This window comes from Mycobacterium sp. NPDC050551 (assembly GCF_040674075.1).
Taxonomy (GTDB): Bacteria; Actinomycetota; Actinomycetes; order Mycobacteriales; family Mycobacteriaceae; genus Mycobacterium.
On sequence record NZ_JBFARC010000006.1, the window covers coordinates 242028 to 255044 of the forward strand.

The window sequence follows — 13017 nt, forward strand, 5'->3', positions numbered from 1 at the left end:
TCAGGCGGTGTTTGTCCTATCGTTTTCTCCCATTGAGGCGATGGGGAAAAAGGCCGCTGTTCAGTGCTGCACGGACGACCTCCTCCGCCAACCGGCCAGGCCGTCTCCGACGGCCGTCAACGGTGCACTTCGTGTAGGCGTGAGAGTAAGGGTCAGGTGGGAATGGCGCCCAGGAAACAAGGGCTGTACAACCCCGCGTTCGAGCACGATTCGTGCGGCGTGGCGATGGTCGCCGACATCCACGGTCGTCGCAGCCGCGACATCGTCGACAACGCCATCACGGCGCTGCTGAACCTGGAGCACCGCGGTGCCCAGGGCGCCGAACCGAACACCGGTGACGGCGCGGGCATCCTGCTGCAGGTGCCCGACGACTTCCTGCGCGCGGTGGTGGAATTCGACCTGCCGCCCGCGGGCAGCTACGCGACCGGCATCGCCTTCCTGCCGCAGTCGTCCAAGGACGCCGCCGTGGCATGCGAGGCGGTGGAGAAGATCGCCGAGGCCGAGGGCCTGCAGGTGATCGGCTGGCGCGACGTGCCAACCGACGACAGCTCGCTGGGCGCGCTGGCCCGCGACGCGATGCCGACCTTCCGGCAGGTGTTCATCTCCGGCGCCGAGGGCATGGACCTCGAGCGCCGCGCATACGTGGTGCGCAAGCGCGCCGAGCACGAGCTCGGCACCAAGGGCCCCGGCCAGGACGGCCCGGGACGCGAAACTGTCTACTTCCCAAGCCTTTCCGGGCAGACCTTCGTCTACAAGGGGATGCTGACCACCCCGCAGCTCAAGGCGTTCTACCTCGACCTGCAGGACGACCGGCTGACCAGTGCGCTGGGCATCGTGCACTCGCGGTTCTCCACCAACACCTTCCCGTCGTGGCCGCTGGCACACCCGTTCCGCCGGGTCGCCCACAACGGCGAGATCAACACCGTCACCGGCAACGAGAACTGGATGCGGGCGCGCGAGGCGCTGATCAAGACCGACGTCTTCGGATCCGAGCAGGACCTCGACAAGATCACCCCGGTCTGCACGCCCGGCGCGTCGGACACCGCGCGCTTCGACGAGGTGCTGGAACTCCTGCATCTCGGCGGCCGCAGCCTGCCGCACGCCGTGCTGATGATGATCCCCGAGGCGTGGGAACGTCACGAGTCGATGGACCCCGCCCAGCGGGCGTTCTACGAGTACCACTCGTCGCTGATGGAGCCGTGGGACGGACCGGCGTCGGTGTGCTTCACCGACGGCACCGTGATCGGCGCGGTGCTCGACCGCAACGGCCTGCGCCCGTCGCGTATCTGGGTCACCGAGGACGGCCTGGTCGTGATGGCGTCCGAGGCCGGCGTGCTGAACCTCGACCCGTCCACCGTCGTGAAGAAGATGCGCCTGCAGCCCGGCCGGATGTTCCTGGTCGACACCGCCCAGGGCCGCATCGTCGACGACGAGGAGATCAAGGCCGAACTGGCCGCCGAGCATCCCTACCAGGAATGGCTGGACAACGGCCTGTTCCGGCTCGACGAACTGCCGCCCGGCGACTACGTCCGGATGCCCCACCACCGGGTGGTGCTGCGGCAGCAGATCTTCGGCTTCACCTACGAGGAGCTCAACCTGCTGGTGGCGCCGATGGCGCGCAACGGCGCCGAGGCCCTCGGCTCGATGGGCACCGACACCCCGATCGCAGTGCTCTCGCAGCGGTCGCGGATGCTCTACGACTACTTCCAGCAGCTGTTCGCCCAGGTGACGAACCCACCGCTGGACGCCATCCGCGAAGAGGTGGTGACCAGCCTCCAGGGCACCGTCGGCCCCGAGGGCGACCTGCTCAACCCGGACAGCGAGTCGTGCAGGCAGATCGTGCTGCCCCAGCCGATCCTGCGCAACGCCGAGCTGTCGAAGCTGATGTGCGTCGACCCCGACCACGAGATCCGCGGCAACAAGCACGGGATGCGCGCCGCGGTGATCCGCTGCCTGTACCCGGTGAACCGCGGCGGCCAGGGGCTCAAGGAGGCGCTGGACAACGTGCGGGCCAAGGTGTCCGCGGCGATCCGCGACGGCGCCCGCATCATCGTGCTGTCCGACCGCGAGTCCGACGAACAGCTGGCTCCGATCCCGTCGCTGCTGAGCGTCTCGGCGGTGCACCATCACCTGGTGCGTGACCGCACCCGGACCAAGGTCGGTCTGGTGGTCGAGGCGGGTGACGCCCGCGAGGTGCACCACATGGCCGCCCTGTGCGGGTTCGGCGCCGCTGCCATCAACCCGTACATGGCGTTCGAGTCGATCGAGGACATGGTCGACCGCGGCGTGATCGCCGGCATCACCAGCGACCAGGCCAAGGCCAACTACGTCAAGGCCGCGGGCAAGGGCGTGCTGAAGGTGATGTCGAAGATGGGCATCTCCACGCTGGCGTCCTACACCGGCGCTCAGCTGTTCCAGGCCATCGGCATCTCCCAGCAGGTGCTCGACGAGTACTTCACCGGGCTGAACTGCCCGACCGGCGGCATCGACCTCGAGGACATCGCCACCGACGTCGCCGCCCGGCACGCGCTGGCCTACCTGGACCGTCCCGACGAGCGCGCGCACCGCGAACTCGAGGTGGGCGGCGAGTACCAGTGGCGCCGCGAGGGCGAATACCACCTGTTCAACCCGGACACGGTGTTCAAGCTGCAGCACTCCACCCGCACCGGCCAGTTCTCCATCTTCAAGGAGTACACCGGCCTGATCGACGATCAGAGCAAGCGGATGGCGTCGCTGCGCGGCCTGCTGAAGTTCCGCAGCGGACTGCGGCCCCCGGTGCCGATCGACGAGGTGGAACCTGCGACGGAGATCGTCAAGCGGTTCTCCACGGGCGCGATGAGCTACGGCTCGATCTCGGCCGAGGCCCACGAGACGCTGGCGATCGCGATGAACCGGCTCGGCGGCCGGTCGAACTCGGGCGAGGGCGGCGAAGCCGTCAGCCGTTTCGACCGCGACCCGAACGGCGACTGGCGGCGCAGCGCCATCAAGCAGGTGGCGTCGGGCCGGTTCGGCGTCACCAGCCACTACCTGTCCAACTGCACCGACATCCAGATCAAGATGGCCCAGGGCGCGAAACCCGGTGAGGGCGGACAGCTTCCGGGTCACAAGGTGTACCCGTGGGTGGCCGAGGTGCGCCATTCGACGCCGGGCGTCGGGCTGATCTCGCCGCCGCCGCACCACGACATCTACTCGATCGAGGATCTGGCGCAGCTGATCCACGACCTGAAGAACGCCAACCCGCAGGCCCGCGTGCACGTGAAGCTGGTGTCGGAGAACGGCGTCGGCACCGTGGCGGCGGGCGTGTCCAAGGCGCACGCCGACGTGGTGCTGATCTCGGGTCACGACGGCGGCACCGGCGCGACCCCGCTGACGTCGCAGAAGCACGCGGGCGCCCCGTGGGAGCTCGGCCTGGCCGAGACCCAGCAGACGCTGCTGCTCAACGGACTTCGCGACCGGATCGTGGTGCAGGTCGACGGCCAGCTCAAGACCGGCCGCGACGTCGTCGTCGCCGCACTGCTGGGCGCCGAGGAGTTCGGCTTCGCGACCGCACCCCTGGTGGTGGCCGGCTGCATCATGATGCGGGTCTGCCACCTCGACACCTGCCCCGTCGGCGTGGCCACCCAGAACCCGGTGCTGCGCAAGCGGTTCAACGCCAAGCCGGAGTTCGTGGAGAACTTCTTCATGTTCATCGCCGAAGAGGTCCGCGAGCTGATGGCGGAGTTGGGCTTCCGCACCGTCAACGACATGGTCGGACAGGTCGGCGCGCTGGACACCACGCAGGCCGCCGAGCACTGGAAGGCCTACAAGCTGGACCTGTCGCCGGTGCTGCACGAGCCGGAGTCGGCGTTCATGAACCAGGACCTGTACTGCAGTTCGCGTCAGGACCACGGCCTGGACAAGGCGCTCGATCAGCAGCTCATCGTGATGAGCCGGGAGGCACTCGATTCCGGCAAGCCGGTGCGGTTCAACACCACCATCGCGAACGTGAACCGCACGGTGGGCACGATGCTCGGCCATGAGCTGACCAAAGCCTATGGCGGGCAGGGGCTTCCCGACGGCACGATCGACATCACCTTCGACGGCTCGGCGGGCAACAGCTTCGGGGCGTTCGTGCCGCGCGGCATCACGCTGCGCGTCTACGGTGACGCCAACGACTACGTCGGCAAGGGACTGTCCGGCGGGCAGGTCGTGGTGCGTCCACCCGACGACGCGCCTGCCGACTACGTCGCCGAGGACAACATCATCGCGGGCAACGTGATCCTGTTCGGCGCCACCAGCGGCAAGATGTTCCTGCGCGGTCAGGTGGGGGAGCGGTTCGCGGTGCGCAACTCCGGCGCGGAGGCCGTGGTGGAGGGCGTCGGCGATCACGGCTGCGAGTACATGACGGGCGGCAAGGTGCTGATCCTCGGCCCGACCGGGCGCAACTTCGCGGCAGGCATGTCCGGTGGCATCGCCTACGTGCACGACCCGCACGGAAGGCTGCCGGAGAACCTCAACGCCGAGATGGTGGAGCTCGACGGCCTCGACGACGAGGACCGCGAATGGCTGCACGCTGCGGTCCAGGCCCATGTCGACGCCACCGATTCGGCGGTGGGACAGCGGGTCCTGGCGGATTGGAACACGGAATTGGAGAAGTTCGTCAAGGTGATGCCGAAGGACTACAAGCGGGTCCTCGAGGCCATCGCCGAGGCCGAGCGCAAGGGTGTCGACGTGGACGAGGCGATCATGGCGGCCGCAAGTGGCTGATCCGAAGGGCTTCCTCAAGTACACCCATCGCGAGACTCCGCAGCGCCGGCCCGTCGACCTGCGACTGCGCGACTGGAAAGAGGTCTACGAGGACTTCTCCCACGAGACGCTGCAGTCACAGGCCGCACGTTGCATGGACTGCGGTATCCCGTTCTGCCACAACGGCTGCCCGCTGGGGAACCTGATCCCCGAGTGGAACGACCTGGTGTTCCGTGACCGCTGGCGGGAATCCATCGAGCGGCTGCACGCCACCAACAACTTCCCGGAATTCACCGGGCGGCTGTGCCCGGCGCCGTGCGAGGCGTCGTGCGTGCTCGGTATCAACCAGGATCCGGTGACCATCAAGCAGGTCGAGGTCGAGATCATCGACAACGCCTTCGAGAACGGCTGGGTGGTACCGCTTCCGCCCGACCGGCTGACCGGCAAGAAGGTGGCCGTCGTCGGATCGGGGCCGGCCGGCCTGGCCGCCGCACAGCAGCTGACCCGTGCAGGGCACGAGGTAACGGTGCTGGAGCGCGCCGACCGGATCGGCGGCCTGCTGCGGTACGGCATCCCCGAGTTCAAGATGGAGAAGCGCCACATCGACCGCAGGCTGGAGCAGATGCGGGCCGAGGGCACGCAGTTCCGCACCGGCGTCAACGTCGGCGTCGACATCACCGTCGAGCAGTTGCGGGCGGACTTCGACGCGGTGGTGCTTGCGGGCGGCGCGACGGCGTGGCGCGACCTGCCGATCCCCGGTCGCGACCTCGAGGGCATCTACCAGGCCATGGAGTTCCTGCCGTGGGCCAACCGGGTGCAACTGGGTGATCCGGTGGTCGGCGACGACGGCGAACCGCCGATCACCGCCAAGGGCAAGAAGGTGGTCATCATCGGCGGCGGCGACACCGGCGCCGACTGCCTCGGCACGTCGCACCGGCAGGGCGCGGAGACGGTATACCAGTTCGAGATCATGCCCCGGCCGCCGGAGACCAGGGCCGACACCACCCCGTGGCCGACCTACCCGCTGATGTACCGGGTGTCGTCGGCGCACGAGGAGGGCGGCGAGCGGGTGTTCTCCGTCAACACCGAGGAGTTCTGCGGTGAGGACGGCAAGGTCAAGTCACTCAAGGTGCACGAGGTCGAGATGAAGGCCGGCAAGTTCGAGCGGGTCGAGGGATCCGACTTCGAGCTGGAGGCCGACCTGGTGCTGCTGGCGATGGGCTTCGTCGGCCCGGAGAAGGACGGCCTGCTCACCGAATTGAAGGTGGAGCTCACCGACCGGGGCAACGTCGCGCGCGACAAGGACTTCGCGACGTCGGTGCCGGGCGTGTTCGTCGCCGGTGACATGGGTCGCGGGCAGTCGCTGATCGTGTGGGCGATCGCGGAGGGCCGCGCCGCCGCGGCGGGCGTGGACCGTTACCTGATGGGTCAGACGGCGCTGCCCGTTCCGATCGAGCCGACGGCCGCTCCCCAGCGGTAGGGGATGAGCGCGGCGGCTGTGAATGGTCACAGCCGTCACGCCAGTCCCACCAGAAACAGCAGATGATTATTCGGCGCGCCTCCCACCATTTGCCGGCGAAGTGTTTCTAATAAAAGTCTGTGGGTAATGAGGTAAAGTACGACCACGGGTCAGCAATCACGACATCGCAGGAGTGATCACCGTGCACATCAACCCGATCTCGCGATCCCGGGTGAGTCGAATCGCCTGGTCACTGCTCCGTCATCCGGTCAAGAGCCGTGAGTTCCCGGAGAAACAGGAGCGACTGATCACTCCCGACGAGCTACTTCGCTTCGGCGTCTGACCCGCTGTTTCGAGCCTGACGCCCGCCGTCTGCGCGGCGAACGCAGGTTTTGCTTGATCGTTATCGCTTCGTGATCGTCATTGCTGCGGCCCCGGAAACCGGCGGTGACGCCGACCCCTCGCTATTGCTGAGCCGATAGAGCGCGTCAGCCGGTGAGCAGCCCGGAATCCCGGATCGCCTCGGCCAGCGGCTCCAGCACCGCGGTGTCGTACGGCGGCGGTAGATAGATGATGGCCAGATCGAGACCCTCCGCGCCGAGCGCGATGCAGTCCTCGATCAGCGCGCGGTAGTTCCGGTCCTCGCCGAGCCGGACGTGCGCCGAGAGGGTGATCTCCTTGGGGTCGCGGCCGATGTCCTTGCACCGGGCGGCCAGCACATCACGCTTCTGGGCGAACTCCGCCGGCGTACCGCCGACGAAATTCCAGTGGTCGGCGTACTTCGCGGTGATCGGCAGCGTGCGCTTCTCGCCGCTGCCACCGATGCAGATCGGCGGATGGGGCTGCTGCGGGCCCTTCGGCTCGTTACGCGCGTTCTTGAGCTGGTAGTACTTGCCGTCGAACGTCGTCGTCTCCTTGGACAGCAGGCTGGTCAACACCTCACAGGCCTCCTCGAAGCGGTCGAACCGCTCCTTGAGGCTGCCCAGTTCGATGCCGTAGGCGCCGGACTCCTCCTCGTTCCAGCCGGCGCCGATGCCGAGTTCGAGCCGGCCGCCCGAGATGATGTCGAGCGCCGAGGCCATGTTGGCGAGCACGGCGGGATGCCGGTAGTGGATTCCGGTGACGAGCACGCCGACTCGTAGCCGGGTGGTGGCCTGCGCGAGCGCGGTCAGCGTCACCCAGCCTTCGAGGCACGGCCCGGTGGAGTCGGAGAAGATCGGATAGAAGTGGTCGAACGTCCAGCCGGACTCGTAGACGTCGATCCCGTCGGCCACCTGCCAGATCGGCAGCATCTCGGCCCAGGTGGTGTTCTGCGGTGAGGTCTTGAAGGCGAATCGCACGTTGTCCGAGCGTAGTCCCGTCGGCTGTGAGCCGCCGGTCAGTCGGCGAGGGCGTAGCGATCGGCGAACAGCGCGGCCCTCGCCGCCAGCACCGACTCCGGGCTCGGCAGTCCGACCTGGTGCTCGAGCAGGTTGCGGGTGGCGACGACGTCGTGGCCGAGTTCGGCCATGTAACCAGCGATCACGACGTGCTGCGCGGCCATCGACTGCTGCCGGGCCAGCGCCGCGATCACCACGATCTCCTCGGCCAGTTCGTGCTCGGTCATCTCGACGACCCGCGGGGCCAGTGCGACGCCGACGAGGTGGCCGCCGAACGTGACGGTGGCGGACACGCTGTCGTGCGGGTTGCTCGCCGTGAACAGCAGCGGCCGGCCGTCGGTTTCGCCGTCCACATCACCCCCTCGTCTCCCGATCGAGCGTATGGCAGCCCCGGCCGCCCCCTGCGCGGCAGTTTCGTGCGCCGGGAGCGGCGGGCACACTGGAGGCATGGATCCGGTGACCGCCCTGCGCCAGATTGCGTACTACAAAGACCGGGCCCGGGAGGACTCCCGGCGGGTGATGGCCTACCGGAACGCCGCCGACATCGTCGAGCGGCTGACCGACGCGGAGCGCGAGCGGCACGGCACCGCCAACAGCTGGCAGTCGCTGCCCGGCGTCGGTCCCAAGACCGCCAAGGTGATCGCCCAGGCCTGGGCGGGTCGCGAACCCGACGCCCTTGTCGAATTGCGGGACAACGCAGCCGATCTCGGGGGTGGCGAGATCAGGGCCGCGCTACGCGGTGACCTGCACGTGCACTCCAACTGGTCGGACGGGTCAGCGCCGATCGAGGAGATGATGCTGGCCGCCCGCGACCTCGGACACGAATACTGCGCGCTCACCGATCACTCGCCGAGGCTGACCATCGCCAACGGGCTGTCGCCGGACCGGCTGCGCAAACAGCTCGACGTCATCGACGAACTCCGCGAACGTGTTGCGCCGCTTCGGATCCTCACCGGCATCGAGGTCGACATCCTCGAAGACGGTTCCCTCGACCAGGAGCCGGAGCTGCTCGAGCGCCTCGACGTGGTGGTCGCCAGCGTGCATTCGAAGCTCGCGATGGACGCGCCGTCCATGACGCGCCGGATGATCAAGGCGGTGTCCAACCCGCACGCCGACGTGCTCGGGCACTGCACCGGCCGGCTGGTCACCGGGGGTCGCGGCGTGCGTCCCGAGTCGAAGTTCGACGCCGAGAAGGTGTTCACCGCATGCCTGGAGAACGGCACCGCCGTCGAGATCAACTCCCGCCCCGAACGCCGTGACCCGCCCACCCGGCTGCTCGAGCTCGCCTTCGACATCGGTTGCCTGTTCTCCATCGACACCGACTCCCACGCTCCCGGCCAGCTCGACTTCCTCGGCTACGGCGCGCAGCGCGCGCTCGATGCCGGGGTTCCGGCGGAACGCATCGTCAACACGTGGTCGGCCGACGACCTGCTGGAGTGGACCACCAGCTGAGTGCCGAACTCCGCATTCAGTCCGGTAGGTGCGGCACCTCGAGGCCGGGATCGCGCCCGACGAGCACACCCCGGGTGAGCGCGGCGTTGCCGTACCGGGTGCGGACCTTGTCCATCGCGCTGTCCAGGGCGATCGGGTCGGCGGCCGCACCGAACGGCAACTCCAGCTGCTGCGCGCCGGCGGCGTCGATGTTCGTCACCGCGAACCCCACCAGCGTCAGCCCGCGTTCGGCGGTCAGCGGCGCCGCGGCGGCGACGAGCTCCCGTGCCGCTGCGAGCACGGCCTCGGTGGACGCCGTCGCCCGCGGCATCGTCAGCGAGCGGGTGGCGCGGCCGAAGTCGTCGAACCGCAGCCGCAGCACCACCGTGCGGCCGGTGCGGTCCGCCCTGCGCATCCGGCGGGTGATGCGATCGACGAGATTGACCACGACGGCATCGACCTCGGCGGCCGACATGGTGTTGCCCGCCCGACCGAGCGCCCGCTGCGCGCCCACCGAGCGGCGCCGCACGCCCGTCACCACCCGGCGCCGGTCGATGTTGCGCGACAGCGCGTAGAGCTGGCGGCCCATCGCCCCACCGACCATCGACCCGAGGGTGGCTTCGTTCAGCTCGGCGACGTCGGCCACCGTCTGGATGCCGTGCGCGTGCAGCTTCTCGGCGGTCTTCGCACCGACCCCCCACAGCCGGCGCACCGGCAGCGGATGCAGGAACGCCAACTCCCGGTCGGGCGGCACCAGCAGCAGGCCGTCCGGCTTGGCCTCCTGGCTCGCCACCTTGGCGAGGAACTTGGTGCGCGCGATGCCGACGGTGATGGGCAGCCCGACCTCGTCACGCACCCGGTCCCGCAGCCGCGCGCCGATCTGCACCGGCGTGCCCGACACCCGGCCCAGCCCGCCTACGTCGAGGAACGCCTCGTCGACCGAGAGCGGCTCGACCAGCGGGGTGGTGTCCCGGAACACCGCGAACACGTCGTCGCTGGCCTGCGAGTACGCCGACATCCGGGGCGGCACCACCACCGCGTGAGGGCACAGCCGGCGGGCCTGGTGGCCGCCCATCGCGGTGCGCACCCCGTAGGCCTTGGCCTCGTAGCTCGCCGCGAGCACGACCCCGCCGCCGACGAGCACGGGCCGACCACGTAGCGCGGGGTCGTCACGCTGCTCGACCGATGCGTAGAACGAGTCGAGATCGGCGTGCATGATGGTCGCCGCGCCGCTTCGACTCGCCGCGCCGCTTCGCTCCTGCCCGCCGGACACGAACACATGTTCGCATGAGGGTCCGACGCGTCAGCCGCATTCTCCGTAGACGGCGCAGGTCCACACGTGCACCAGTGAATCGAGCACCCGCTCGGTCGGGATCGCCGGCGTCTCCTGGGCGAACGCCGCCAGCAGGGTGCGTTCGTTCATCAGGTTCAGCGCGGTGGCGATGTCGCGCGCCGGGATGGTGTTCGGCGCGGCGTTGCGGTTGCGCTCGGCCTCGATGGTGGCCGCGGTGAAGTCGATCCACTTCTGCATGAATGTCGAGAACACGCCGCGGATCTCGGCGTTGTCAGAGCTGGACGCCGCAACGGTCACGCCGCGGTGCGCGCCGAAGGTGTCGAAGAAGACCTTGATGCCGGGCCGCCAGACGTCGCGGCCGTCGGGCGCCTGCGCCGCGGATGCCTCCAGTGCGGTGTCGGCCTCCCGGATCACCCGTTCCCACAGCGTGAGCAGCACCGCTTCTTTCGAGGGGAAGTAGAAGTAGAAGGTGGGTCGGGAGATGCCTGCGCCCCTGGCGAGGTCGTCGACCGAGATCCCGGCGAACCCGCGCTCGTCGAGCAGCCGTTCAGCGGTCGCCAGGATGGCCTGCTCACGGTCGTCACCCGAGGGGCGAGCGGGGCGGCGGCCACGCGATGCGCGGGCCTGGCTGGCGGTGGTCACTACGGTGACTTTACACGGTGTCGACAATTCTCGACACACTGTTGACCAACTCAACACTGTGTTGATACCTTGACACCATGACCGAATTTGTCGACGTTGTCATCGTGGGAGCCGGCATCTCCGGCATCAGCGCGGCCTGGCATCTGCAGAACCAGAACCCCGGTAAGAGCTACGCGATCCTCGAGCGTCGGGAGAGGCTCGGCGGCACCTGGGATCTGTTCAAGTACCCAGGCATCCGTTCGGACTCCGACATGTACACCCTCGGATTCCACTTCAAGCCATGGGCGACCGACCAGATGATCGCCGACGGCCCCTCGATCTGGAACTACCTGAACGAGGCCGCCACCGAGAACGGCATCGACAAGCACATGCGGTACGGCCACAAGGTCGTCGCCGCCAACTGGTCGGATGACGACAGCCGGTGGGAGCTCACCATCGAGCGCGGCGGCGAGCAGATCGAGCTGCACGCCGGCTTCCTGTGGGCCTGCAGCGGCTACTACAACTACGACGAGGGCTTCTCCCCGGAGTTCCCCGGCGTCGACGAGTTCGGCGGCACGGTCGTGCACCCCCAGCACTGGCCGGAGGATCTGGACTACCAGGGCAAGAAGGTCGTCGTGATCGGCAGCGGCGCCACCGCCATCACCCTGATCCCCGCGCTGATCGACAACGGCGCCGGTCACGTCACGATGCTGCAGCGCACACCCACCTACATCGGGTCGCTGCCCGACAAGGATCCGTTCGCCAAGCGGGCCTACCGGCTGCTTCCGGAGAAGCCGGCCTACACCGCGGTGCGCTGGAAGGCGATCCTGCAGGCCACGGCGCAGTACCAGCTCGCCCGTGCGCTGCCGAACGTGTTCCGGAAGTTGTTGCGCACCATGGCCGAACGGCGCCTGCCCGAGGGCTACGACTACGACAGGCACTTCAGCCCGGACTACAAGCCGTGGGATCAGCGCGTGTGCCTGGCTCCCAACGGCGACATCTTCAAGGCCATCCGCAAGGGCAAGGCCGACGTCGTCACCGATGCCATCGAGACGTTCACCGCCGACGGCATCCTGCTGAAGTCGGGCGAGCGCATCGAGGCCGACATCATCGTCACCGCAACCGGATTGAACGTGCAGTTCTTCGGCGGCGCGAAGGTATCCCGCAACGGCGCACCGCTGGATCTCGCGGACACCGTGGCCTACAAGGGCATGATGCTCTCCGGTGTGCCGAACATGGCGTTCACCTTCGGCTACACCAACGCGTCGTGGACGCTCAAGGCCGACCTGACGTCGGAGTACGTCAGCCGTCTGCTCAGCTTCATGGGCGAGAAGGACTACGTCACCGTCGAACCGCGTGAACCCGGCAGCGATATCGAGCGGTTGCCGTTCGTCGACTTGAGCTCGGGTTACATCAAGCGGGCCCTCGACACGTTGCCGAAGTCGGGTTCCGAGACGCCGTGGCGGCTCAAGCAGAACTACCTGGTCGACCTGCGGGTCATCCGCAACGGCAAGATCGACGACGGCACACTGGAATTCAGCAAGCTGCGGGCGTCCGTCTCGGCCTGACGCCCCCGCGCACGGAAAGCCCCCGGCCTGTGTCGGGGGCTTTTCCGCGCTACGGGCCGACCACCACCACGCCGTCGTCGTCGCTGTAGGCGATGTCGCCGGGCACGAACGTCACACCGCCGAACTCCACGGCCACATCACGCTCGCCCGCACCGGTCTTCGAACTCTTGCGGGGGTTGGTGCCCAGCGCCTTGATCCCGATGTCGAGGGTGCGCAGCACCGCCGCGTCGCGCACCGCGCCGTTGATGATCAGCCCGGCCCAGCCGTTGTCCCGGCCCAGCGCGGCGATGACGTCGCCGACCAGGGCGGTGTGCACCGACCCGTCGCCGTCGATCACCAGGACGCCGCCGTCGCCCGGTTCGGACAGCACCGACTTCAGCAGGGCGTTGTCCTGGAAACAACGCACCGTGGTGATCGGCCCTGCGAATTCTGCCCGGCCGCCGAACTGCCGCAATTGCAGGTCGCAGCTGCGGACGTCGGGGCCGATGTCGTCGACGAGGTCAGCGGTGGCGCGCGGTGCGATGGTCACCCGCCGATTAT

Annotated in this window: 9 protein-coding genes; 4 read left to right on the forward strand and 5 right to left on the reverse strand. The window is 68.3% G+C overall.

Features of this window, described 5'->3' with window-relative positions; genetic code table 11:
* Positions 1–162: 162 nt before the first annotated feature.
* Positions 163–4746, forward strand: a complete 4584-nt coding sequence (gene gltB / locus AB0K11_RS23380; protein ID WP_364982569.1) for a glutamate synthase large subunit — start codon at positions 163–165, stop codon at positions 4744–4746.
* Complete coding sequence (locus AB0K11_RS23385) at positions 4739–6205, forward strand: glutamate synthase subunit beta (RefSeq protein ID WP_302913725.1); 1467 nt, start codon at positions 4739–4741, stop codon at positions 6203–6205. The genes gltB and AB0K11_RS23385 overlap by 8 nt, the downstream gene beginning before the upstream one ends.
* A 467-nt stretch (positions 6206–6672) precedes the next feature.
* On the opposite strand, the gene AB0K11_RS23390 is transcribed toward AB0K11_RS23385, so the two are convergent.
* A complete protein-coding gene (locus AB0K11_RS23390; protein ID WP_364982574.1) occupies positions 6673–7524 on the reverse strand; it encodes an LLM class F420-dependent oxidoreductase in 852 nt (283 codons plus the stop codon).
* A gap of 38 nt (positions 7525–7562) precedes the next feature.
* Positions 7563–7916: a hypothetical protein gene (locus tag AB0K11_RS23395; protein WP_364982577.1), complete on the reverse strand. Its 354-nt coding sequence runs from the start codon at positions 7914–7916 to the stop codon at positions 7563–7565.
* Positions 7917–8010: 94 nt separating this feature from the next.
* On the opposite strand from AB0K11_RS23395, the gene AB0K11_RS23400 reads away from it, so the two are divergent.
* Positions 8011–9015, forward strand: coding sequence for a PHP domain-containing protein (locus tag AB0K11_RS23400; RefSeq protein WP_364982580.1), 1005 nt, complete (start codon positions 8011–8013; stop codon positions 9013–9015).
* Between the two features lie 16 nt (positions 9016–9031).
* On the opposite strand, the gene dinB is transcribed toward AB0K11_RS23400, so the two are convergent.
* Both dinB and AB0K11_RS23410 read right to left on the reverse strand, forming a co-directional pair.
* Entirely contained in the window at positions 9032–10210 is a 1179-nt protein-coding gene (gene dinB / locus AB0K11_RS23405) for a DNA polymerase IV (RefSeq protein WP_364983138.1), read from the reverse strand.
* Between the two features lie 87 nt (positions 10211–10297).
* Positions 10298–10930 (reverse strand): TetR/AcrR family transcriptional regulator, encoded by a 633-nt coding sequence (locus tag AB0K11_RS23410; protein ID WP_364982583.1) that lies wholly within the window; start codon positions 10928–10930, stop codon positions 10298–10300.
* 77 nt (positions 10931–11007) lie between these two features.
* Between AB0K11_RS23410 and AB0K11_RS23415 the strand changes: the two genes are divergently transcribed.
* Positions 11008–12477, forward strand: coding sequence for an NAD(P)/FAD-dependent oxidoreductase (locus AB0K11_RS23415; RefSeq protein ID WP_364982586.1), 1470 nt, complete (start codon positions 11008–11010; stop codon positions 12475–12477).
* A gap of 49 nt (positions 12478–12526) precedes the next feature.
* On the opposite strand, the gene rraA is transcribed toward AB0K11_RS23415, so the two are convergent.
* A complete protein-coding gene (gene rraA, locus AB0K11_RS23420; protein WP_364982589.1) occupies positions 12527–13006 on the reverse strand; it encodes a ribonuclease E activity regulator RraA in 480 nt (159 codons plus the stop codon).
* Positions 13007–13017: the final 11 nt, after the last annotated feature.